We start from the raw sequence: 24,330 nt of genomic DNA on the forward strand, positions 1-24,330 counted from the left end.
AAAATTAAATTTCTGAGGAAAAAAGCCGGTAAGAAGATACCGGCTACTATTGAATTTATTTCTGTGCGATTGCACCGCTACGACCAAAACGAGCGATGATATTTTTCAATCTTGCAAACAACTGGGGAATATCTTTACCCATCATTAAATAGAGACAGGGTACCAATAACAATGAGATCGCTGTGGCTGCGAGTATTCCATAGCCCAGCGAGATCGCCATTGGAATCATAAAGCGCGCTTGCACCGAGCTTTCAAAGATCATCGGCATTAAGCCGCAGAAAGTTGTTATGGTGGTCAATACGATCGGGCGAAAACGCCGCGCTGCCGCTCCCTTGATAGCGCTTTCCAAATCAGCGCCATCATTTCGGAGACGATTGCTGTACTCAATCATTACCAGAGTATCGTTAATCACAACTCCGGCCAGTGCCACCATACCCAGCAGACTCACCATACTGAGTCCATACCCCATGCCCAAGTGACCAAGTAACGCACCGATCACACCAAAGGGTATCGCCACCATTACGATCAACGGCTGTACGTAACTCTTTAAGGGAATTGCCAATAGCAAGTACAGCACCGCCATCGCAAGGGCAAAGGTCATCGCCAGGCTTGCCAATCCCTCTCGCTCCTCCGCTTGGCGTCCCTCATAGGAAACACTTAGGCCGGGGAATTCGGCTTTCAATTGGGGGACCACACTTTCATTCAGCTCATTAATCACAAGCGTCGCTTGGTCACTGGGCTCCACATTGGCGGTAATCGTTGTAACCCTGCGGCCTGCCCGGCGATTAATCGTGGCATAGGCGCGCCCTTTATCAATTTTTACCAGATCTGGCAGGGGCATCCAAAGTCCATTGCTGGCCCGGATCATAATGCTATTCACATCATTGATATTGGCCCGCTCATCCTCAGGCAAACGCACCATGACCTTCACCTGATCCCGGCCGCGCTGTTGGCGCAGGGCCTCAGCCCCGTACAACGCTGCCCGCAATTGGCGACCAATATCCTCCGCAGACATACCCAAACTTTTGGCCGTTTCAGTCAGTGTAAGGTCCAACTGGGTTTTACCGAGGGAAATACCGGGATCGATATCACTGACATTGGGGAATTTCTCCAACTCATCCCCTAAACGTATCGCAGCTTGCTCCAAGGTATCCGTGTCGGTATGGCGAAGCTCCACGGTTAACGAGGAGCCAGCGCCGGGACCGCCACGGTCAGAAGCTGTTGTTGCGCTAAGGGCACCGGCAATAGGCCCCACTTCCTGGCGCCAGGCGCGAATAAACTCACCGGTGGAAAAAGGACGCTCATCTGCGGGAACAAAGAAAGCGTCCACCATAATCGCGTCATCGCCCATCAAACCGCGAATCCCCAGAAAGACCTTTTCTTTATCGTATTGCTCGAGCACCCTATCGGCAGCAGTAATAATCTGCGAGCGCGCTTTTTCCAGCTGGGATTGGGCCGTTCCGGTGGGAAAGGTGACGGCAAAGCGACCGGAGTCACGCTCCACCCTAGGCATCAAGGTGAAGCCCATACGGCCGCTAGCCGCATAGCCGCCAACCACCAGCAGCGCCGCTACCGCCACGGCAATAGTGGTGTAGCGGTGCTTGATACATATATCAAGGAAGGGTCTAAAGCGCTGCTGTACAAAACGATCCAATCCCCGCGCCAGCATTTTCTGCCGCGCGGCAAAGCGGCGCGCCCGGCGACTTTTATAGCCGCGACGAGAGTGGGCCAAGTGACCGGGCAAAATAAACAGGGCTTCCACCCAGGAAATAATAAATACCGAGCCCACCACAAAGGGAATCACACCAAAGATCTTGCCCATAAAGCCGGGTAAGGCCATCAATGGAAGGAAGGCGACAATATTAGTCAGAATCGCAAATGTGAGCGGTACCGATACCTGGCGGGCACCGGCAACGGCAGCCTCCAGATTGCTGTAGCCTTTTTGTCGCCACTCGTGGATATTTTCACCGGCAATAATTGCATCATCCACCACTATTCCAAGGGCGATAATAAAGGCAAACATACTTACCATGCTGATGGAAATATCGAGCCCAGGCAGGAATAGCAATGCCCCCAGGAAGCTGGTAGGAATGCCCAGTGTTACCCAAAAAGCCAACCGCAATTCCAGAAAGGCTCCGAGCACAACAAATACTAATAAGAGCCCGATAAATCCGTTCTTCAGCAGCAGGGTCAGACGCGCTTTGAAAATTTCCGAGTCGTCATCGCGAACTGTCAGGGTCACACCCGGGGGCAGGCCTGCCCTAACCTCATCAACGACTTCATGGGCAGCCTCACTGACACTCATTGGTGTCTGGTCGCCCACTCGGTAGATCTTAATACTGATAGCTGGCTCGCCGTTAAACACCATATTGCGCGCTTCTTCCTCAAGCGCATCGCTGATATTGGCAACATCCTTTAAATAAACGGCACCGCCACCAATACCTTGGGCAATAACAATATCGCCAAACTCTCGAGCCCAATCGCGGCGCTCGGTCACCCGGACCAATATCTCCCCCGCATCAGATTTAACACTGCCGCTGGGAATATCTACCGCTGCATTTTCTACGATGTTTGCCACTTCCAGCAGGGTAAGCCCATAGCGACGCAGGTCATCGCGGCGAATCTCGATCGCCACTTGCAAGTCCCGCATCCCCCGCGCTTCCAGCTGGGTAATACCACTGTGCGCTTCGAGCTTATCGTAAACCTGCATCGCCAACGCGCGCAGGTTTTGCTCGGTAAGATCGCCGTGTAATACCAGATCCAGCACATCCCGTTTGCGCTCGGCGAGGCTGACCTGGGGCTGCTCAATATCTGTGGGGAAGGTGGTAACAGAATCGATAGCCTGCTGAATATTCTGGTACACCAAGGCAGCATCAGCATCGCCTTCCAGCTCCAGGGTTAACGAGGCACTACCCTCATTGGCTCTCGCGGTCATCTCTTTGATGCCTACCAAGCCCTGCACCGCCTGCTCGGCAGCCACCAGTACACCGCGCTCGACTTCCTCAGGGCTGGCACCGGGATAGGAAATGGACACGCTCACAGTGTCCAGGCTGAACTCCGGGAAAACTTCCTTTTTAACGATGGTCGAAAAAATCAAACCACCAATCAAGAAGACCAACATCAACAAATTGGCAGTTACGTGGTTGCGTGCCATCCACGCGATGGCGCCCGTGCGGGTATCGACCTTATCTTTGGATCTATTCTGCTCAGTCATCTGCGCCCCCAGCGTTGGGTCCACCGGGGCCGCGTCTTGGCGGGCGTTCCGCAGAGGCAGCCGCATCTATCGGCGGGCGCTGCTGGCGATTACTGTCTCCGGCAATTCGCACCGGCATGCCTTCAGTAACGGTTACCAACCGGGTCGTCACTAAGGCTTCTCCACCGCTGAGCCCCTGCTCCAGGACTGCAAAGTCGCCGCTCATATAGGCCACTTCTACCGGCAGAACCGTGGTGCGGTTCTCGCGAACCACCCACACATTGTTGCCGTCTTGCAACGCAGTGAGGGGGATTCGCACACGTTCATCCTCACTTTGGGAAACGATCTCTACTTTCGCCAGATCGTTGAGAAGCAGCTGCGGCTGGGACGGATCCTGCACGGAAAGCGGGTCTTCCAGCTCTACCAACACACTGGCGAGACGACCCTGCTCTTCCAGTACCGGGATAACCCGGACAAACTCACCGCGGCGGTAGACGCCCTGCGGCCACTGGCTGCCGTAAATTCGAACTTCAACATCACCGCGTCCGAGCCGGTGCAGTTGCGACGCGGGAACCTCAACGGCTATCTGGAAACGGTCGGCACTAGCAAGACTGTAGAGAGTATCGCCTGGAGAGACGCGATCACCGACGTCGGTATCACGCTCAACTACCAGGGCATCAAATGGGGCGCGAATCTCGGTAAGCCGAAGATCGCGTTTAGCCAAGGCCACATTTGCCTCTGCGGATTTTACTGCCGCCTCTGCTGCTGCTCTCTGAGGCTCGCGCAACACCAGAGCCTTATCCGTTCCAGACAAGGCTGTGCCAAGAAGCTCGTATTCCTCTTGAGCAACTTGCTGCTGTCCTTGCTCCTGCTGCAATTCAGCACGGCGTTCGGCGAGGGCACTCTGGGCAGTCATCAGGGCCAACTGGTAGGGCTCCTGATCAATACGCAACAGCACCTGCCCTTTTGGCATTACGGCTCCGGGGCCCAGATCATAGTCGAGCCATTGCACCTGCCCCTGTACCTGGGGCTCCAACTCCGCTAACTCACGGGCACTCACTTTACCCAGCGCGCTCAGGGTTACAGGAAAACGACCCTGCTCAGCAACAGCTACATCGACTGTCGGAGGAGGTGATTTGCGTTCACCGCGACTGACCGACGGTTTTTCCCGCATCATCCAGTTGAAGGCCAGGAATGCCAACACCACCAACACTATGGGGATCAGCAGGCGCCAATTGAGTTTCTGTAACATCAGTTATTTCCCTCCAGGTACAACTCCAAATCCACTGGCTCGGGGGCTGGAAGATCCGCCTGGGGGATCCCGCCGGAAAGCGCGCGGTAAAGTACTACTCGGTTTTCAATCAGTTCGCGCTCGGCAGACAAGATTTGTCGCGCCAAACTCTGTTGTTCACTCGTCGCGGTCAACACATTGAGGAAGTCGATGGTTCCCCGCGCATAGGCGCGGCTTTGGCGCAGAGCCAAAAGGTCTGCGAGACGCTCACGCTCACGTAGATGGTTGAGTCTCTGCTCGATCAAGCTCTCTCGAATCAAGGCCTGCTCTACTTCAGACAAGGCTTCATTAACTGCACTGCGGTAGAGCGCCCAGCGCTCCTGCAGAACGGCGTCCTGTTGCTCCCGGGCTGATGCCAGGGCGCCACCATCAAAAATCACCCCCTCAATAGAGGCTGCGATGGCCAAAAGCCAGTTTTCAGTCACGTCACTAATTAAACTGGTGCCATTGCTGGCTACTGCAGACAAACTAAATACGGGCAGTCGATCGGCCCAGGCCTCATCGGCTAAGTGATAGCCCTGTAAAAGGTCTCGCTGCGCCTCAACGACATCCGGGCGGCGCAATAGCAATTGCGATGGCACGCCGGTCTCTGGCAGGGCTGGTAATACCGGCAACCCGGCCTGTTCGTGAATAATGCTGCTAAGTTCCTCGACATTGATACCCAAAAGCACCGCTAACTGTACTTTTAGAGTTTCGGCATCCGCTTCCGCCTCATCCAGTTCCTGCTGTGACTGCTGGACCAGTTGCTGTTGCTGCAAAACATCGGCTGCACCTGAGACGCCGCGACCAAAGCGCAGTTCCAGAACCTTCAGGCTTTTGCGATTGATCTCCAGCTGTTGTTGCAGCAAATCCCGCTGCCCCCACTGCTCCCGCAACTCCAACCAGGTAGCTGCCACCTCGCTCGCCAGGGTCAGGGCTGCCGTCTGTAAATTCTGTTCCTGGGCCAGGTAAGCCGCCTCTGCTGCACTGGCACCGGCACGGACCCGCCCCCAAAGGTCCACTTCATAGCTGGCGGCGATACGGGTACTCCAACTATTGCCCTCCGCAGAGGGGTCGGTGAACTCACCGGAAGAGTAGCGCTGCTCAGTATTTTCAATACTGGCGGTCAGTCTTGGCCAAAGGCCCGATCGCGCTCCCCGCGCAGTGGCTGCGGCCTGCTCCAATCGCCAATAGGTAGCCTGAATATCCGGATTATCTTTCAGTGCCAGCTGTACCAAATTGTCCAACTGCGGATCTTCCAAATCTCGCCACCAGCGCAAACTCGGTGCGACGGTACCCGATGCACGAAAAGATTCTGGTAACCCTAAATTTTCATCGGGTTGAATGGTCTCAATTGGCTGCGAACTACAGCTGACAAGCAGCGGAACACAAATTGCCAAAATACGGTAAAAGGACAAGGAATATCACCGAAATTAAACGTTTAATCGTAAAAAATAGAGATTTATTGCGTGCATTATCCGCCCCCCAAAATCGCTCGCAATGCGTTTTACTCTTGTTTACAAAGCATACGTAAAATCAGGCAAAAAATTGCTGCCCGCAGGAGTGCCGAAAACCGACTACTTCGGTATGATGCGGCACACTAAACTGAATAGTCATCGGGGTTTGACGCGGAGCTTATCCAAAAAGTCTCCCCTCTGTACAAAGGTGCTCGGCCTTCTTCAGCCGGCCCCCTTGGACGCTCCGGTGGAATTAATAACGGAAGTAGAAGAGACAAACCATGAGTAAACATCAGCCACTCGCCCATTGGGACGATATTTTGCTGCTGGACCAACAGCTGACCGACGAAGAGCGCATGGTGCGCGACACGGCACGTGAGTACTGCCAAAGCAAACTGATGCCCAGAGTTCTCGAGGGTAACCGCCACGAAATCTTTGATCGTGAAATCATGAACGAGATGGGTGAATTGGGCCTGCTCGGTTCCACCATCGAAGGCTACGGCTGTGCCGGTCTCAACTACGTTTCCTACGGCCTGGTGGCGCGCGAAGTTGAACGCGTTGACTCCGGCTACCGCTCCGCCATGAGCGTTCAGTCCAGCCTGGTTATGCACCCGATTTACGCTTACGGTAGCGAAGAGCAGAAGCAGAAGTACCTGCCCAAGCTGGCATCCGGAGAATGGGTTGGCTGTTTCGGCCTGACCGAGCCCGATGCGGGTTCCGATCCCGGCGGCATGAAAACCCGCGCCAAGAAAGTCGATGGCGGCTACCGCATCAGCGGCTCCAAGATGTGGATCACCAACAGCCCAATCGCCGACGTTTTCGTTGTTTGGGCGAAAGATGACGACGATATTATTCGCGGCTTCGTGCTGGACAAGGGTATGGAAGGCCTCTCCGCACCGAAGATCGAAGGCAAGTTCTCACTGCGCGCCTCCATTACCGGCGAGATCGTGATGGACAATGTGTTCGTTCCGGAAGAAAACAAATTCCCGGAAATTGGCGGACTGCGCGGCCCCTTCGGCTGCCTGAACCGCGCTCGCTACGGTATCTCCTGGGGCGCCATGGGTGCCGGCGAGTTCTGCTGGCACGCCGCTCGCCAGTATGGCCTGGACCGCACCCAGTTCAACCGCCCTCTGGCTCAAACCCAGCTGTTCCAGAAGAAATTGGCGGACATGCAGACCGAAATTACCCTGGGTCTGCAAGCCTCCCTGCGCGTAGGTCGCATCATGGATGAGAACAAGCAGTTCGACCCCACCATGATTTCCCTGGTGAAGCGCAACAACTGTGGTAAGGCACTGGATATCGCCCGTATTGCTCGCGATATGCACGGCGGCAACGGCATCTCCGACGAATTCCACGTAATTCGCCACGTGATGAACCTGGAAGCTGTAAATACCTACGAAGGTACCCACGACGTACACGCATTGATCCTCGGCCGCGCCCAGACCGGCCTGCAAGCATTCGTGTAAAACACGTCTAGTTGGATGCTCACGGTATTTTCCGTGGGCATCGCCCTTATCCCATCATTTCTTATCTCCTTACTTCTACCTCGGCCCCAGGTTGGTAGCACAAAGCCATTAAACTAAAGTTCGGAATAATTACGCAAAAAGGCGGCGCATAGACTGTGGAGCAGTATTAAATTATTACCCACACCAAGCAAAGTACTGCACCGAAAAAAACGTTTGGATTTGAAGTAAAATAATTTGAGGGCGGACCAAAACTCACTGTGACCATTTACGTATCATCGAACCGCGAAATAAGTAAAGACAGCCCTCAGCAATTATTAAACTCTCAATAAAGGTATAAAAGGAAGTTTTGGGAACCATGGAAAGCCCAAACAGAGAGCCCAAACAGAGAGCCCAACAAGCCGAATAAAATTATTACCCCTCCCCTAACTTCCCTCCACATCAACAATCTCCTGCCCCGGATTTCGATCATTTAATTTCACTACACAAAGAGCAATACCCAGCAGCACGACAAAAGTCGCTACCCACTCGACAAATGTAAGATATTCACCGAGGATAATTGATGAGCCGATTATTCCCACAATAGGAACCAGCAACCCAAATGGTGAAACGCAGGCAGAGGAATAGCGACGAATTAAATCACCCCATAAAATATAACCAACCAATGTCACCATGCACACTTGGTAAACAATTGAAAACCAACTGGCCGTATGCGCCTGAAAAAAGAAAACCCAGGGAGTATGGCTTTCATAAAATATCGACAAAACCAAAAGAGGTACTGGCGGTACCAGTGAAGCCCAAACCATTAAATGTAACAAATTAACACCTGGCATCCTGCGGAATACGATATTCGCTATCGCCCAAGACAGCCCCGCCCCCATAATAAGGATAAATCCCACTATCGTTGTCGACCCACCTTTATCGGCATAGTAGAAAAATACAGAGAACCCTACAGCCGCTATTACCAAACCCAAGCACTGCTGCATATTTATCTTATCGCCAAACAGCATTGCGAATAGCAATAGGGTGAATGGTACCTGCGACTGCATTAGCAGTGACGCTACACCCGCTTGAATATCGGCCTTCATGGCGTAGTACATCAACCCCAGAGAGAGAAACTCTAAGAAGAAGCCGAGCGCAACAACATTGAGGATCGAGGTCTTGGGGAATGGACAAAAGAAAACCAGAGGAACAGCGACGAGGGTGAAGCGAACCGAAGCCAATAACATTGGCGGGAAGTCGGCCAGCGCCACCTTGGTTATCGGGTAATTCAGTCCAAAAATTGAGACTGCCAGCAAAGCCAACAGTATGCTTCTATACGGCATCTCTACAGCCAGTGAACAATGGACGTAACCAAAGGGTAGCAGCCTCCATTACTCTTCTGCGCCTAATGGCCCTTTGTCATTGTTTCAATAGCTCCCTGGTACCGATCTATTGCGGCGCCTCACACTTCTCACCAGTAGATCGCTGCTCAATTCCCTTTGCGTAGACAGAAGTGCTATTCTCCCCTGCCCGCCAATCTCTGGATGTAACGATGATATGGATGAGCTGCTGCACTGGTTTGAATTGATCGGTATCGCGGTCTTTGCCTTCAGCGGCGTACTCGCCGCCGGCCACAAACAGATGGATTTATTTGGTGCCGTGGTACTCGCCTGCGTCACCTCTATTGGCGGCGGCACCGCCCGGGACATTATTCTCAACGTCCCTGTATTCTGGCTTGAGCACACCTATTACCTGTGGATCGCCTCAATTACCGGTGTAGTAAGCTTTTACCTGATACGCTATCTAAAGGTCCCTATGCGCCTGCTAATGGTGGCAGATGCCATTGGACTCGCCGTTTTTGTGGTGCTCGGAACCCAGAAAGTACTTGAACTGGGCTATTCCGCGACCATCGCAATCGTGCTCGGCGTAATGACCGGTACTTTTGGCGGGGTGATTCGGGATGTGCTGTCCGGTGACATTCCACTTTTACTCCGGCGAGAGATCTATGCCACCGCTGCCCTTACCGGTACGGCCATACTCGTTGCCTTGGACAATGTAGGGTGGCTACCCCATGAGCTGGTGGTGGCTATTGCTGTATTTGTGACCTTAGCGATTCGCCTCGCGGCATTGCGCTGGAATATCTCCGCGCCAGTGGCACGCTTCGGCAAGCACTGACCCGCTCACAGGTCTGGAACCATAAACCACTATTTAGTAGCAGTCACAGGAATAATCTAAGTGCAAAAAGCCCGATTGCGCATACTCCTCATCATTCTCTTTTCCATGGTGATTGGAGCCTGTGAGCGCTCGACAGACTCAGCCCAAACCGGTCAATCCCCGCAAAAACAATACGCTCGCCTGGTAGCAAAGCCCTGCTGGTTCAAAACCGATGAAACCTGGCCTTTCACCCAGTGTTTCATGATGGAGGTGCCGGAGAATTATGCCCACCCAGAAAAGCGCAAAATCCGCTTTCCGGTCGTGCGCTTCCGCGCCACAAACCCCGATCCCAAGAAAATCCCCCTACTCCACCTAGGCGCCGGAGGCCCCGGAGCCAGCATGGGATTAGAACCCGAGAACGCCAGCGACTGGTTGTGGCTTAACTATGCCGCCATGACAGTAGAAGATGGCCGGGATCTGTTTGTTATAGATCCCAGGGGCACCGGTATGGCCCAGCCGCGCCTCACTTGCAGCGAGTTTATCGAAGATGCCGATACCGCTTTCCGGCGCAACCTGTCTCCGGAAGAAGAGGCCCGTGTTTTTTCCTTCAGTATGGAGCGCTGTTACAGCCGCCTGAGCAAAGGTGCCGACCTGGCCCAGTACAACAGTTCTGTAATCGCCAGGGATGTAGAGGAGCTGAGAAAAACCCTCAAGCTCGATAAATTCGACCTATATGGGGTGTCCTACTCCTCCCGCTACGCCCTGACTGTGGCCCGCGACTTCCCAGAGTCAGTGCGCACCCTGGTGCTTAACAGTGCGGTCTTCCCCAATATTGTCTACACGCAGCAGCTCCCACAGGACTCCCTGGCAGCCTACGAGCGCGGCCTGAAGCATTGCATCGAAGACGAGAAATGTAACAGTCGCTATCCCAATTTACGCCGCAGGCTGGAAAACCTGATCCAGACCTTAGACGAAGAGCCGCGCACCATTCCGATCAAGCACCGCTACTCAAAGCAAAGCTATCCCTTTGTGCTTACTGGACAGCGTTTGCTGAGAGTTCTATTCCAGGCGCTGTATAACGAAAACTTCTACAGTGAACTGCCCAAGATGATCGAGGGCCTGGAAAATGAGGGCGATGAAGGGCTGCAGCCGGCCCAGGATGCCATCGCACACTTTATGGAGATCGTACTGGACCCCTACTTTGGGGATGCAGCCGGCGTTAGCCACTTCTGCTATGAAGAGGCTCCCTTTGTCGATTTTGATCAGGCCAGGGCCAACGCTGCAGACACCGGTATTCTCGGCGGGGCCGTGCGATCAGATTTAAATTTGTTACAGCTACAGTGTCGCATCTGGGCAATCCCCTCTGCTCCACTCACTGAGTCAGAAGCCATCTCCACCCCAGTTCCAGTGATAGTGTTACACGGCGGCCTGGATCCGGTACTAGCTGCAGATGATGTCGATATCGCACGCAAAGAGCTACCGAATCACCAATGGCTGCTATTTCCCAACCTAGCTCACGATATTATTTCCGCAAGCAACTGCGCGGAGCGGGCAGTAGCACGCTTTCTCGATAACCCTGCCGAAGATCAAACCGAAACCACCATGACTTGCCGCAAAGCGGAGCTGGCAGACCAGATTTCCACCGAAGAAGAGTCTGAGTCCCAGCAAGAAGCCGAACAACAGGCCGTTGAACCCCAAGCAGCTGAGGTCCCTGCCCCGGAAAGCGGCCAATAACCAAAGACAACAGCTGAAGTTACACGACAAAAGCGGTATCAAGGATTGAGGAGAGGCCTATGGAGAGCAACAACAACCCAGCCCTGATTGAAGTTGCGGATTTGGTAGAGCTCAAAAAGACCGGCGAACCCGTAATATTGGACTGCCGCTATAGCCTGGCGGATCACGATAGTGGTGAGCGAAACTATCGGGCTGGCCATATTCCCGATGCCCATTACGCCTGCCTGCATCGTGACCTCTCTGCCCCTGTGCAACGCTACGGCGGCCGCCACCCAATGCCGAGTGCTGCACAGTTCCAGGACTACGCTCGCAATCTGGGAGTCGATAGTGACACACAGGTAATCGTCTACGACGACAACCGCCTGGGTTTCGCTGCCCGTGCCTGGTTCCTGTTTTTCTTCTTTGGCCACAAGAAAATCAGCATTCTGAATGGCGGTCTAAAAGCCTGGCTCGATGCAGGGGAGGCATTGGACACAAGCGAGCCCACTCGATCCAGGCAAGGAAACTTCAGCGCACAACCAAAAGAAAATCTCTTGGTTCATTACGAGACCATCAAACAAAACCTGGGTAAAGCACCCTGGCAGTTAGTAGACGCCCGGGACAGTCAGCGCTTTGAAGGAATTGAAGAGCCTATCGACCCGATTGCCGGACATATACCCACCGCAATCAACCAGCCCTGGCAAAATATTACTGACAAAAACAATGGGAAAGTGAAATCTATTGCCGAACTTAAATCACAGTTTGGCAACTTGGAAGATGGTAAACCACTTCTCAATTACTGCGGCTCCGGAGTTACTGCCTGCGTTAATTTCTATGCACAATATTTAGCTGGTCGCCACGACTCACTACTCTATCCAGGGAGTTGGAGTGATTGGTGTTCGCGCCAGTGAAGATAAAAAGGAGTCTGCATGCTAACAGGGCTTAATCACATAACTCTTGCTGTCAGCGATGTAGATCGCTCCGCTCAGTTTTACATGGGCATTCTTGGGTTTCGGGGCAGGTAAAATGGAATTCCGGCGCCTATTTATCATTAAATGATCTCTGGCTCTGCCTATCCTTGAGCACACCTGAGCCAAGAAATGACTACACCCACATTGCCTTCAACATCAGCGAGAGTAACTTTGAAAGGTTTGCAGGCTTACTTAAGGAGCATAATGTAAAAGAGTGGAAAAAAAATTCCAGTGAAGGTAATTCAATGTACATTCTTGATCCAGATGGCCATCAACTTGAGATTCATGCAGGCTCGTTGAGGAGCCGCTTGGAATCATTAAAATCAAAACCATATCAAGGGTTGAAGTGGTTGTGAATGAAACTCAACAAGTACATCAACTTCGTAGCAATCGTTACGTGACCTCAACTGCATATCCCTTACTTCGCACTCACCAGTTTGTCATTTGATGTGCCAGAAAAAATTGATTTTATTCGATAAGATAATGGGCCAGTAATACCTCCAGAAACAGAAGAAAAAGACTACTGGATTCAATGCGGCACAAAATAGAGAAACCCGAAAAACAATAGACGGGGATTCCAGCAATGGATAGGACAAACTTTCTGAAGAGCAAAATAAAGCTACAGCTTATACCCCCCCATACTACAAGTAGCTTACTCCTCTAAAGTCAACCATTCACAGAGAAATAACCTTGAGACAGCTGATTGCCTTTTTTGTACTTTCTTACTCACTCCACATTCAGGCCGAGCAGCTTGTGGATTTAGATTATTTACCCAAAAACAATGAAATTACGCATACCCTAGAAAAACGACCTGTAGTTCTAGTAGATGCTGCACACCACAACTTTCATACAATATCCGGGCGATACCATCCATTCGCTGACGTTCTGAAAAGTGACGGATACATAGTAAGGTCAAATGATAAAAAATTTGACAAAGCCAACCTGAAAGACATCGATATCGTTGTTATTGCCAATGCCCTTAGTGAAGAGAACATTGAGAACTGGAATCTTCCCAACCATTCAGCTTTTACACGAAAAGAAATAGAGGCGCTTTTCCACTGGGTTAAAGGTGGTGGATCTCTATTTTTGATAGCTGACCATATGCCATGGCCAAAAGCAACAGCTGACCTTGCAGAGATATTTGGCTTCCACTTCCAGAATGGTTATGTTGAAGTCATTGGACAGCAAGAGCAGTACTTTGAAACCAGCGATGGGAGCTTAGCTGACCACAGTATTTTGAAAGGAGTGAAAGACTCCCATAAACTGAATAAAGTAAGGGGGTTCATGGGTCAGGGTTTTTTGAGTCCACCAAATGCTAAGCCGGTGATGATTTTTAGCAAGCCATCAATCGCTTACATGCCTAGAAATTCATTTCAATTTAATGAAAACACGCCAGAAATTTCCGCCACAAACTGGCATCAGCTATCTACATTAAAATTTGGAAATGGTCGACTGGTAGTATCTGGTGAGGCAGGCATGTTCACCGCTCAGGTTGATTCAGATCCAGACGGGAAATGGAATATGGGATTGAATGCCAAAGGAGCTGAACAAAATGAAAGGCTCTTATTAAACATTATGCTCTGGCTATCAGGCAAAATTAATTAGCACTACCCTACACACAGAAGGTATCGAAAATATAAAGTCCCAGAAAGTTAATATTATTTATTAAACAGCTAAGCCATAGGTATAAGTTGCCCACTGAAATCAACACAGGCTTCGCGCCTAAAAATTGGACAGCCAACGATAACACACAATACTTTAATCAAAGTAACCTCTGGCGACACACCATACTAAGGCCTTATAATCTTCCTGTGTTTGTGTGGGATTAATCACTATACAGGACCTTAGTTTGTACAAATTATTCTATTACCCAAGAAATGCGAGCTGGGCACCTCACCTTATATTAAAGGAGTTAGGTGTTGAATTCGAACTTGTACTAGTTGATCGTAAGTCTGAAGCACAAAAAGCCGCTGAATACTTAGAGCTCAACCCCACTGGAAGAATACCTACGCTGGTAGATGGTGGAAGTGCTCTATTCGAGAGCGCTGCTATCGCTCTTTACCTGTGCGAAAAACATCCTGAGGCAGAGCTACTTCCACAAGCAAACAGTACAGAGCGTGCGCTATGTTATCAATGGTTATTTTATCTAACCTCCACGCTTCAACCTGAGCTAATGATATATTTTTACCCTGAAAAACACACAACAAACAATAACAGCACCCCCAGTATCGTTGAAGCCCAAGAGCAGAGGATTACCGATATGTATGGTATTCTGAATGATCAGATTGGTGATCGGGAGTATCTGGTTGGCAACAAAATATCTATTTGCGATTATTTTTTATTTATGCTTTGCCACTGGGGAAGCGGATTTAAAACGCCACCAATAGCATTTCCAAATCTAGCCCGATGCTTAAGGAACTTAGCCTCAAAAGAAGCCTTCCAGGCTGTATGTACTACCGAGGGTACAAAATTAGATAGATATAAATAGCCTCAAATCACTGTGGATCAATTGACTTTTCACTCAAATTATCTTAATAGCACCAGGTATGAACATCCATGAAGTACAATAGGATAGGTATATCTAAAAGATTAATCTTAGCGGGAAAGTATAAAAAGGCCATAGACCTCCTCTTACCTATTGCGAACGCCAGGAATGAAGTCGCTCAGCTAATATTAGGTTATCTATATTTTATGGCTGATTCTGGAATGGATGGAGTTAATGCAAAAAAATGGCTAGAAAAGTCTGCAAAACAAGGTAATGCTGACGCTCTATACTTTTTAGCGACTACCGACTTCACAGGAAATCACTGGGCAAGTTTTGGAGAGTCAAAGGCCCAAATTGCCAAGGTCAGAAAAGCAGCTGTAAAGGGCTCCACCGACGCACAAAGATGGCTAGCAGTTACCTACGCTCATGGAGAAGTTGTCCCGCCTGACTACACTCAAATTGTTTACTGGGATACCAAAGCTGCTGAACAGGGTTTATCAGAATCACAGCGCGACTTAGGCGTAATGTGGATGAGCGGCGAGGCAGGCCATGTTGATATTGCTAAATCATTATACTGGTATAAACAGTGTGTTACTCGCAATCATAATGTGACTGACTCGAAGTGGGCTTTTCGCAGAATCATAGAGATATATGAAGGAAGGTTTGGCAAACAGTTCAAAGACTTAAGTGCGACCTTCTATTGGAAGAAAAGATCAAGAGAATTACCACTGCTACCCTATAGGCACCACCCAGATTGGTTTTACCAATAGAACACAGACTGCCAACTATTTAAGGCGCCACCTTTATAAAGGGCCCATAGTCGGCAGTAACACGCAAATGCAGCCTACACTACAAGCATATCCAGTAACCATCAAGGGCACTTTATCAGGTAAACACCAGAGTACTTACAGCTATCTCTATATACAAAATACCGTAAATACTATCAAGCCCATGTCAGCCCACATTACTTTGCCAGATTATGCTTCAACGGCATAAGCCTAATAAATATCCATTGCCTTAAACCTTATGGCTTATAAACATAAGTACGCCAACCATCTGAAAGCCCCAGGGAACCAAACCCGTTAGACAGGATCTTTCGTCGGTAATATTCACGAAAGAAATTGAAAAAATCCTGCTTATTATTAAAGCTATACTCTCCATGATTAGGATCAAAAAAAATGCACTGCTGAGCCATTCCAGCAGGCCCAACATAGAGAGAAATCGCATGGGCCGCCGGAAAGCACCCAAAACTTGTACCTGATACGGTAATTATTACGTAATGGTCATTTAATTGATCTAATGATGCTATTAAAAAATCGGTCATTGATAAAGGCTGCCCCCCAGGATTAATTATCTGGATACTGGAGTTATCACCAAGCCCAGGTACTGCGCTCACTCCGCGATCTCTAAGCCATGCTTCTACATTATTCATGTAAGCATTATTTTTATCGTGTGCCCACCCCCACTGAGATCTGGCAACACTTCTTAACTCACGAATATTTAGAGAGCGAAGTCGAGTGAATGTAAATGGACCTGTTCCAACTCTCCACTTTTCATACAAACCCAATTTACTTGATAAAGATACTCCTTCAGTAGCCCTACAATGTACCCAATGTGCAGTTAAGGCTCCACAAATACCAAATTTGCTAAATCCTGCATAGTGCACCCAAACTCTCAGTGAACCCTGAGAAAAGCCCCAAACTTTTTGTCCTCGATGACGCCCGGCAATTGTACTAACGCGCATACTGACAGCCTCCCAACAGACGGTTAAAATCCAAAAAATATCTCTATTAATTAGAGCGAAGATCTACTTAAAAATACTAAGCTGTTCCTAATCAAAGACTTTTACCCAAAGAGATTGGTGACTCTCATAGCAAAACAGATTGTAGAGATTGATAAATTCTTATACCTGCGGCAGTCCCACAGTAGTTAAATACACTGGCAAGGCTTTAAAAATTTTTCGGGGCAGCCACATCCCCGCTATTCAACAAACCCCACGCATCGAAATCATCAACCAGCTCTTTACTCACTAGCTCAAGTGAATAATTCCAGCTCGATTTGAACCATAAAATTTATATTTTTATAACGTTCTATAACTACTCATAACTAGCAACTACTCATCGCCCTACATCCGCAAAACCAGGCTAAGGCCTAGTAACATTTACACTATGAATCCTATTTTCTCTAGTGCTCATTTTGCAGGTTTATGCTCCATATTATGTCGGCACTGTCGAGTAAACTTTAGATACTGGGCAAATATTTTTAGGTTTTGGACTTTTTGCCAGATCGATTTAAATATGTGCAGATTAGGTTGCTTTACCAGAGGGAAGTAAGATGGCCAAAGTGCTGGCCATCTTAAACAGCTTTCGCAGCTCTACACGAAGGGAAATCCTACTTACAACGCTAAGCAAGACCAATTTACAGATAGAATTAGCTTTTCCATACCCTGTCAATCATCCAGGAATCGAACTTAAAAAGGGCACGATAGTGCATATTACTTACCAAATGGAAAAAGAAATAGAAGTCCTCTTTATCCTCAAACCAAAACTCCCCAAAGTTCGGATCAAAGAAGCAAGCATCCTGTTTTTGTCCGGCGGATGATGGAGCTCCAATCCACGCAGCTACTGCATGGGAGCCTTGAGTGTGATCCCGGTTAGACCACATTTCTATCAAAGCGTAGGCCCCATTAATTTGCTCTAGCCTCTGTCGTAAGGAATCCCTATTTGATTGCCCTGCTACAGAGGACAGCACTCTCAGTCGATTAAATAACAACCAAGCCCTATGAGCCCCCCTCCAATTGGCACTTTGCGCCCAGGCTTGCTGCTGTCCAGCCATCTGCCTTAGCTTGGGGATATTAAAGGGGATAAACCTTCGCTGGCTCCAAACCCCACCCAGGTGATTTACCAGTGAATCATCAAATGCGTGATATTTAATCCAATGTGAGGCTAATGACAGACAGATTCCACTGCCTGCAATTTGGTTGATATTCAAAACGGGAAATGATTGAGAGAAATCCCAAGTACATACTCCATCCATCTGGCGCGCCATAGAGTAAACGCTGTACATAAGTACTCCTGCGGGTAAATTATTATGCCTCTGTGCTGAACACGGGTAGAACGAAGCCTGCTAAAAGCACTCCCCTTCGAGCGCTATAGCTTCTAGACCTAGCAAGAGGAAGGCGCCAATACTCACTCCACACCAACGTCAGCATAAGAACTTTACGCGCCAAGACAGCAGTCAACTTTAGATTCTGGTCGTAAGTTTTTAGATTTTGGCCATAACTTTGCGGCCACCTAATACGGACAAGCCAAATCTATCGAGACAGGGGAAGGAAAGAAAAGTGACGGGAAAGTAACTGTGCCAAGCATCACAAAAGCAGGCGGTACTCACCGCGCCACCTGCTTCTGTAATCTATCAATTCTCAGTCGTGCATTGGGTTGCGAAGAATAGGGCAAACCGCATCTTCATTCTTAGCCATATATTGCTGGTGGTACTCCTCGGCGTAGTAGAACGGTTGAGCCATGCTGATTTCGGTAGTGATTGATCCACGATCTTTGGCATCCAGCGCTTCCTGCACAGCTGCCCTGCTCGCTTCCGCCTCCTGTTTCTGGCCTTCGTTCAAGCAGAAAACACAGGAACGGTACTGGGAACCGATATCGTTACCCTGGCGCATACCCTGGGTTGGGTCGTGGTGATCCCAAAAGATCCGCAGGAGTTCTGCATAGCTCACCTTTTTGGGATCAAAGATCACTTTCACCACCTCTGCGTGCCCGGTACGGCCGGTGCAGACTTCATCGTAGTTCGGGTTTTCAGTGGCGCCATCGGTGTAGCCAACGGCAGTGGCAAACACACCATCCGTATCCCAGAACACATGCTCTGCGCCCCAGAAGCATCCCATACCAAAAATGGCGACTTCCAGGTGCTCAGGGAATGGCTCTTTAATGGTGTTGCCATTTACAAAGTGGGTGCCACTGATCTCCATCGGCTGGGGCCGACCGGGCAGCACCTGGTCCGCATCGGGTATCTGAAATTTGTCGTATTGCATACTGTTTTCTCAAGTGCAGGTATTTTCTTTTGTCAGGATAGCTCTAAGGCGCTTATCCTCCCAGATCAAGTAATATTAATCCGCGAATCAAGTAGTTAAGAGGACTCTATGATACGCAGAACAAACATTGGCAGATCAACACTATAAGGAGTCGTCATTGGCGCGCTTAATCTTACTGATTTTAATCGCCATCGGTGCCTGGTATCTCTGGCAAAAAATCAAATCTAGCTCACCGCAGGAGCGGCGCAAGCAGATTTTTATGGCCTGTATCGCCGGCGTCGCCGCAATAGTGGTTGTGCTGGCTATCACCGGGCGCCTGCATTGGGTAGGAGCGGCGCTCGTGCTCATTCTTCCGGTGTTGGGCCGTTTGCTCGGTCAGCTCTCCCGTTATTTACCCTGGTTGATGCCACTGTTTGAAAAGTATTCAAACCGGCGCCCAAATCCAGGGGCCACTCAACATCCGCCGCCACACAACAGCGAGGGCCCGCCACTCTCGGAACACGAAGCGCGCCGTATCCTTGGCGTTGATGCCGATGCTGGCAGAGATGAAATCATTAGTGCACACCGCAAATTAATCCAAAAACTCCACCCAGATCGCGGCGGCAACGATTACCTGGCATCGCGTATCAACGCCGCCAAGGAGTTGCTACTGAGCATTCTTGGTTAAACCTTACAAAGCAGGTGGATATACCTGGCCAATTGTCGATAGGGGTCCACCTGGGAGTATTCAAGCTCCTTTTCCACAATGGCCGACGCGGGCAACTTTTCCCGGATTGATGGCGTCATAAAGTCGTGGAAGCAGCGGATGCCGCTGTGACAAACCACGGAAAAGTCCGCTTCGGTCAACCAGTCTTCCACCCATTCCGGCAAAAGTGGATTCTGTGGAGTGAGGCTGCCAGGGTGGCCACCCCAGTTATCCCCTTCAATATTGCGGTCCAGCTGGCGAAAGCTGCCCCGCTGTAATAGACGGAACTCAAGGGCACGCCGATTGTAGAAAGTGAGCGAAAGATGCCCACCAGGCTTTAACAGGCTGCGCAGCTGCTGCAATGCCTGTTGCGGCTGTTCCAACCATTCCAGCACAGCGTGGCAAATTACCAGGTCTGCGTCCTTTAACGCTTCTATTTGCGGCAGTTCTTGCAGGGGTTTATGCAGCAAGGTCATTTGCTTTTGCAAATGGCGCTGGCGAATTTCCGCATCCGCGAGTTCAAGCATCTGCGCAGAAATATCTGCGAGAAAAACCTCGTGCCCAGCCTCAGCCAGATCCATGGCAAAGTGGCCCTGGCCACCCCCAGCGTCAACGATTTTTAGAATGCGCTGCTCGCTCCCCAACAGCGGCGCCAGATCCCGGTTGAGCACTGCCAGGCGGATATCCCCTTTAAGGCCGCCATAGATACGGTTGCGAAAACGGTGAGCGAGATCGTCAAAGTTTCGATCTTTACGCCGGCTGTCACCCATCGGAGCCCTCACCTTGCAAAGCCTCATTGCATCGGCGGCGGTTCTCGGCGAATTTGCGCTGTAGCGCCTCTTCCATATCAACCCCCAGTACAGCGGCCAGTTTGCTCAAGTACATCTGAATATCCGCCAGTTCAGCGGCAACTTGCTCGGCCTTGTCGTCTGCCATTAGATCCTGGATATCTTTATCACTGCACCATTGAAAGTGTCGCCCTAACTCTGCAACTTCCACAGATAGCGCCATGGCCAGGTTTTTTGGGGTATGCAGTGACTCCCAGCCGCGCATTTCAGCGACTTCATCAAAAGCCGCCAGGATTTCACGGTCTTTCATCGAATTTTTTCCTCTGCTGGCGCTCCAACCCGCCCTCCCGGGCAGCCAAAATTGAATTCAGTGCGCGGGACAGAAACTCACGCCTGTATAAAACACAGACAACAAACAGATAGCCGGCAACAAACAGGATTGGGTGGATAAACCAGCCCAGCACTGACATTGAGAAATAATAAGAGCGCAGACCGTAGTTGTAACTGTGGCCCGCATGGTCGATCACCTTGGCTGTACTGATGGCAAACCGGCGTCGCTCTTCCTCAGATAGATCACCGGTTTCCGGCGGCGGTGCTGCACCAATAAGTACATTGGCGAAGGAGTACTGGCGCAGTGACCAGGTAAAATTGAAAAAGGCGAAGATAAAAATCAGGATCAACAACATCACCTTGAGCTCAAACTGCTCAACGGTGGTGGGCTCCGCAAAAGGCAAACTGGTGAGCACTTCGATGGCGGCCTTGTTCGCCGTCAAAGCCGTCACTAAACCCGCCAGAATAAGAATACTGGTAGAGGCAAAAAAACCAATGACCCGCTCCAGGTTACTGAGAATAGCGGTATCCGCCATGCGCATATCCCTATCGAGCATACGCATCATCCATTCAACGCGGTACCACTGAAGCGATGAAGTAAGGCACCAAGTCTCTTTGGCTTTTTTTCGCGCAAAAACGGTGTAACCCACCCATGTGATAAAAAAGCCAATGACACTGGCAATATCCAACCAGGACAACCTCTAATATCTCCGTGTTCGTCTACATTTATGCCGTAGCTTCGGCAAGCGAAGTCTTCGCCCTACTGGCATCCTTGTCAACACTGTCTTTCCGATGTGTGCAAGCGGTAGAATAGCGCCCTTTCGCCGGCAGCAGTGGCCGGCCAGAAAATTCATATAACTCCAGGGAGCTGTCTTTTGAGCAACTCACATCCTGCATTTGAACTGGTTACCAGCGCAGATATTGATTCTCTCGGCGTGTGCGTCGAGGAATACCGACACATTACGACCGGTGCCCAGCACCTGCACATCGCCGCAGACAACTCGGAAAATGTTTTCCTTGTCGCCCTGCGCACCGTGCCCGAAGACTCCACCGGTGTCGCCCATATTCTTGAACACACCGCCCTGTGCGGCAGTGACAAGTACCCGGTGCGCGATCCTTTCTTTATGATGATCCGGCGCTCACTCAATACCTTTATGAACGCCTTCACCAGTTCAGATTGGACCGCCTACCCGTTTGCCAGCCAGAATCGAAAGGATTTTGACAACCTTCTCGACGTCTACCTGGATGCGGTATTTTTTGCGCGCCTGGACCCGCTGGACTTTGCCCAGGAAGGCCACCGCCTGGAATTTGCCGAGGCGGATAATGCGAGCAGCGAGCTCGTCTACAAAGGTGTCGTGTTCAATGAGATGAAAGGCGCCATGAGTTCCGTCACCTCGCAGCTGTGGCACACCCTGAGCAAATACCTGTTCCCCACCACCACCTATCACTACAACTCCGGTGGCGAACCTACCGATATTCCAAAGCTGAGTTACGAGCAGCTGGTTGCCTTCTACCGCAGCCACTACCATCCCAGCAACGCCACCTTTATGACCTTCGGTGATATTCCCGCAGCGGAACACCAGGCTGCGTTTGAAGAAAAAGCGCTGCACAAATTCGAGAAGCTCGACAAGACCATCTCGGTTGGGCGCGAAGACCGCTACCAGGCGCCGCTGAAAGTCGAAGAGCACTACCCGTTAAATGGCGAGCCTCTGAAGGCCAAGACCCATATCGTATTGAGCTGGCTGCTGGGTGATGTCACCGATCTTGAAGAAGCCCTGACCGCACACCTGCTCGCCGGTGTACTGCTGGATAACAGCGCCTCACCGCTGATGAAGCTGCTGGAAACCACCGACCTGGGTACTTCCCCCTCCCCGCTGGTTGGCCTGGACGATTCCCAACGCGAACTGGTGTTTGTCTGCGGTATTGAAGGCAGCGAACGCGAAAGTGCCGACGAGCTTGAGCAACAGGTTCTCGACGTGCTGAGGGACGTGGCGGAAAACGGCATCCCCTACGAACAGGTAGAAGCCAGCTTGCACCAGCTGGAATTGCAACAGCGGGAAATTGGTGGCGACGGCTACCCCTTCGGCTTGCAATTGATTCTCACCGCATTGACCGGCGCCACTCACCGTGGCGATGCCATCGGCCTGCTGAATATCGATGCCACCCTGGAGCGTCTGCGCGAGCAGATCAAAGATCCGAAGTTTATCGCCAATAAAGCCCGTGAACTTCTGCTGGAGAACCAGCATCGCGTACGTATGGTACTGAGTCCCGATGAGCAGTTGGCTGCGCGCCGCGAGCAGGCGGAGAAAGACCAGCTGGCGGAAATCAAAGCCGCTCTCAGCGAAAAAGAAAAAGCACAGATTGTCGAAACTGCCAAAGCCCTGGCCGATCGACAAAACCGCGAGGACGACGCTTCTATCCTGCCCAAGGTCGGCGTGGAAGATATTCCCGCAGAGCTTCCGGATGTCGAAGGCGAAGCAATAGACTTGGGCCCACAGAAGTTGACCCGCTATAGCGCGGGCACCAACGGCCTGGTTTACCAACAAATGGTCTGCGCGCTACCGGAATTCACCGAAACCGAAAAACAACTGCTGCCCTACTACTGCCAGGTACTGAGCGAAGTTGGCCTGGGTGAAAAAGACTACCTGGAAGTCCAGCAGTGGCAGACCAGCGTAGTTGGCGCCCTGCACGGTTTCACCAGCAGCCGTACTGCCATCGACGACCTGGATCACCTGTCCGGCCACTTTATCCTGTCCGGTAAAGCGCTGGCTCGCAATCAGGGCGGCCTGACCGAACTGATGCAAGCCACTATGGAGCAGGTGCGTTTTGACGAGCACGCCCGCATCAAGGAATTGCTACTGCAAACTCTCGCCCGCCGCGAACAGGGTGTTGTCGGCAACGGCCACGCCCTCGCCATGGCTGCCGCCAGTGCCGGCTACAACCGCGCCGCCTGGGAGAGCCATGCCAGCGGTGGTCTGCTGGGATTGCGCAACCTGCGGGCCCTGGTTGCCGGACTGGAAAAAGAGGAAGGCCTGCAAGACCTTTCCACCCAATTCCAGGCTATCCACCAGAAAATCCTCGCAGCACCGCGTCAGTTCCTGCTGGTGGGTGAAGAAGAGAAAATTGGCGATTTCAGCCAGACACTGATGCCACTGACCTCGACTTCCAGCATCGCCGCAGCCAACCCCGCTGCACCTTTCGAACGCAAACAAATCGAGGAACTCTGGGTTGCCAACAGCCAGGTGAACTTCTGTGCCAAGGCCTACGCCACTGTGCCTATGTCCCACCCGGATGCGGCACCGCTGTCGGTTTTGAGCGGCTTCCTGCGCAACGGCTTCCTGCATCGCACCATCCGCGAACAGGGCGGCGCCTACGGCGGCGGAGCCGGCCACGACAGCAATATCGGCGTATTCCGCTTCTACTCCTACCGCGATCCGCGTATGGGTGAAACCCTGGAGGACTTCGACGCATCCCTGAAGTGGTTGGCCGAAGAGAAGCACAAGGAAGAACAGGTTGAGGAAGCGATCCTCGGCGTCGTCGGCGGTCTGGATAAACCCGGTTCCCCCGCTGGTGAAGCCAAGAAGAACTTCCACTCGGGCCTTTACGGCCGCACCCACGAGACGCGCCAGCAATTCCGCAAACAGGTTACAGAAGTTACCCTGGAAGACCTGCGACGCGTCGGTGCCACCTATCTGGACCCGAGCAAGGCCAGTACCGCCATTGTTACCGGTCCCCAAGGTAGCGAAGCGGCAGCCAAACTCAACCTGAAGGAAGAGAAGCTCTAACTGGAGCTC

Annotated in this window: 19 protein-coding genes and 1 pseudogene; 10 read left to right on the forward strand and 10 right to left on the reverse strand. The window is 51.1% G+C overall.

Annotation, left to right across the window (positions count from 1 at the left end; genetic code table 11):
- Positions 1-55 precede the first annotated feature (55 nt).
- Genes ACG1BZ_RS13835 through ACG1BZ_RS13845 form a run of 3 tightly spaced genes read right to left on the reverse strand, consistent with a single transcriptional unit; the run spans position 56 to position 5,881 of the window.
- A complete protein-coding gene (locus ACG1BZ_RS13835; protein ID WP_413662324.1) occupies positions 56-3,214 on the reverse strand; it encodes an efflux RND transporter permease subunit in 3,159 nt (1,052 codons plus the stop codon).
- Positions 3,207-4,445 carry an efflux RND transporter periplasmic adaptor subunit gene (locus tag ACG1BZ_RS13840; RefSeq protein ID WP_413662325.1) on the reverse strand — a complete coding sequence of 413 codons (1,239 nt, stop codon included), beginning with the start codon at positions 4,443-4,445 and terminating at the stop codon, positions 3,207-3,209. The genes ACG1BZ_RS13835 and ACG1BZ_RS13840 overlap by 8 nt, the downstream gene beginning before the upstream one ends.
- Positions 4,445-5,881 (reverse strand): efflux transporter outer membrane subunit, encoded by a 1,437-nt coding sequence (locus ACG1BZ_RS13845; RefSeq protein WP_413662326.1) that lies wholly within the window; start codon positions 5,879-5,881, stop codon positions 4,445-4,447. The genes ACG1BZ_RS13840 and ACG1BZ_RS13845 overlap by 1 nt, the downstream gene beginning before the upstream one ends.
- A 320-nt stretch (positions 5,882-6,201) precedes the next feature.
- Here ACG1BZ_RS13845 and ACG1BZ_RS13850 point away from each other — a divergent pair, with 320 nt between their 5' ends.
- Complete coding sequence (locus ACG1BZ_RS13850) at positions 6,202-7,386, forward strand: acyl-CoA dehydrogenase (protein ID WP_282932536.1); 1,185 nt, start codon at positions 6,202-6,204, stop codon at positions 7,384-7,386.
- A gap of 422 nt (positions 7,387-7,808) precedes the next feature.
- Here ACG1BZ_RS13850 and ACG1BZ_RS13855 read toward each other — a convergent pair whose 3' ends face one another.
- A complete protein-coding gene (locus tag ACG1BZ_RS13855) occupies positions 7,809-8,708 on the reverse strand; it encodes an EamA family transporter (protein ID WP_413662327.1) in 900 nt (299 codons plus the stop codon).
- A gap of 214 nt (positions 8,709-8,922) precedes the next feature.
- Between ACG1BZ_RS13855 and ACG1BZ_RS13860 the strand changes: the two genes are divergently transcribed.
- The 7 genes and pseudogenes from ACG1BZ_RS13860 (at position 8,923) to ACG1BZ_RS13890 (ending at position 15,458) form a co-directional block, all read left to right on the forward strand.
- A complete protein-coding gene (locus ACG1BZ_RS13860; protein ID WP_413662328.1) occupies positions 8,923-9,540 on the forward strand; it encodes a trimeric intracellular cation channel family protein in 618 nt (205 codons plus the stop codon).
- A gap of 60 nt (positions 9,541-9,600) precedes the next feature.
- The gene (locus ACG1BZ_RS13865) at positions 9,601-11,253 is read left to right on the forward strand and encodes an alpha/beta fold hydrolase (protein ID WP_413662329.1); all 1,653 of its coding nucleotides are present in this window, start codon (positions 9,601-9,603) and stop codon (positions 11,251-11,253) included.
- Positions 11,254-11,312: 59 nt separating this feature from the next.
- Positions 11,313-12,143 (forward strand): sulfurtransferase, encoded by an 831-nt coding sequence (locus ACG1BZ_RS13870; RefSeq protein ID WP_413662330.1) that lies wholly within the window; start codon positions 11,313-11,315, stop codon positions 12,141-12,143.
- A gap of 18 nt (positions 12,144-12,161) precedes the next feature.
- Positions 12,162-12,559, forward strand: a pseudogene (gene fos / locus ACG1BZ_RS13875) (fosfomycin resistance glutathione transferase).
- A 334-nt stretch (positions 12,560-12,893) separates the two neighbouring features.
- Positions 12,894-13,808 (forward strand): hypothetical protein, encoded by a 915-nt coding sequence (locus ACG1BZ_RS13880; RefSeq protein ID WP_413662331.1) that lies wholly within the window; start codon positions 12,894-12,896, stop codon positions 13,806-13,808.
- A gap of 244 nt (positions 13,809-14,052) precedes the next feature.
- Entirely contained in the window at positions 14,053-14,691 is a 639-nt protein-coding gene (locus ACG1BZ_RS13885) for a glutathione S-transferase family protein (RefSeq protein ID WP_413662332.1), read from the forward strand.
- Positions 14,692-14,759: 68 nt separating this feature from the next.
- Positions 14,760-15,458 (forward strand): tetratricopeptide repeat protein, encoded by a 699-nt coding sequence (locus ACG1BZ_RS13890; protein ID WP_413662333.1) that lies wholly within the window; start codon positions 14,760-14,762, stop codon positions 15,456-15,458.
- A gap of 254 nt (positions 15,459-15,712) precedes the next feature.
- On the opposite strand, the gene ACG1BZ_RS13895 is transcribed toward ACG1BZ_RS13890, so the two are convergent.
- The 3 genes from ACG1BZ_RS13895 to msrA form a co-directional block, all read right to left on the reverse strand.
- Positions 15,713-16,432, reverse strand: a complete 720-nt coding sequence (locus ACG1BZ_RS13895) for a YopT-type cysteine protease domain-containing protein (protein WP_413662334.1) — start codon at positions 16,430-16,432, stop codon at positions 15,713-15,715.
- Between the two features lie 686 nt (positions 16,433-17,118).
- Positions 17,119-17,754, reverse strand: a complete 636-nt coding sequence (locus ACG1BZ_RS13900; protein ID WP_413662335.1) for a YopT-type cysteine protease domain-containing protein — start codon at positions 17,752-17,754, stop codon at positions 17,119-17,121.
- A 355-nt stretch (positions 17,755-18,109) separates the two neighbouring features.
- On the reverse strand, positions 18,110-18,733 hold the full coding sequence (gene msrA / locus ACG1BZ_RS13905; protein ID WP_282932528.1) for a peptide-methionine (S)-S-oxide reductase MsrA: 624 nt from the start codon (positions 18,731-18,733) through the stop codon (positions 18,110-18,112).
- 157 nt (positions 18,734-18,890) lie between these two features.
- On the opposite strand from msrA, the gene ACG1BZ_RS13910 reads away from it, so the two are divergent.
- Positions 18,891-19,400 carry a DnaJ domain-containing protein gene (locus tag ACG1BZ_RS13910; RefSeq protein WP_413662336.1) on the forward strand — a complete coding sequence of 170 codons (510 nt, stop codon included), beginning with the start codon at positions 18,891-18,893 and terminating at the stop codon, positions 19,398-19,400.
- On the opposite strand, the gene ACG1BZ_RS13915 is transcribed toward ACG1BZ_RS13910, so the two are convergent.
- Genes ACG1BZ_RS13915 through ACG1BZ_RS13925 form a run of 3 tightly spaced genes read right to left on the reverse strand, consistent with a single transcriptional unit; the run spans position 19,397 to position 21,234 of the window.
- On the reverse strand, positions 19,397-20,188 hold the full coding sequence (locus ACG1BZ_RS13915) for a methyltransferase (RefSeq protein WP_413662337.1): 792 nt from the start codon (positions 20,186-20,188) through the stop codon (positions 19,397-19,399). The genes ACG1BZ_RS13910 and ACG1BZ_RS13915 overlap by 4 nt on opposite strands.
- The gene (locus ACG1BZ_RS13920) at positions 20,181-20,516 is read right to left on the reverse strand and encodes a nucleotide pyrophosphohydrolase (protein ID WP_413662338.1); all 336 of its coding nucleotides are present in this window, start codon (positions 20,514-20,516) and stop codon (positions 20,181-20,183) included. The genes ACG1BZ_RS13915 and ACG1BZ_RS13920 overlap by 8 nt, the downstream gene beginning before the upstream one ends.
- On the reverse strand, positions 20,503-21,234 hold the full coding sequence (locus tag ACG1BZ_RS13925) for a DUF599 domain-containing protein (protein WP_108733516.1): 732 nt from the start codon (positions 21,232-21,234) through the stop codon (positions 20,503-20,505). Before ACG1BZ_RS13925 ends, ACG1BZ_RS13920 begins: the two co-directional genes overlap by 14 nt.
- A gap of 177 nt (positions 21,235-21,411) precedes the next feature.
- Between ACG1BZ_RS13925 and ACG1BZ_RS13930 the strand changes: the two genes are divergently transcribed.
- Positions 21,412-24,321, forward strand: coding sequence for an insulinase family protein (locus tag ACG1BZ_RS13930; protein WP_413662339.1), 2,910 nt, complete (start codon positions 21,412-21,414; stop codon positions 24,319-24,321).
- Positions 24,322-24,330 lie beyond the last annotated feature (9 nt).

This window comes from Microbulbifer sp. CNSA002 (genome assembly GCF_047324085.1).
GTDB lineage: Bacteria > Pseudomonadota > Gammaproteobacteria > Pseudomonadales > Cellvibrionaceae > Microbulbifer.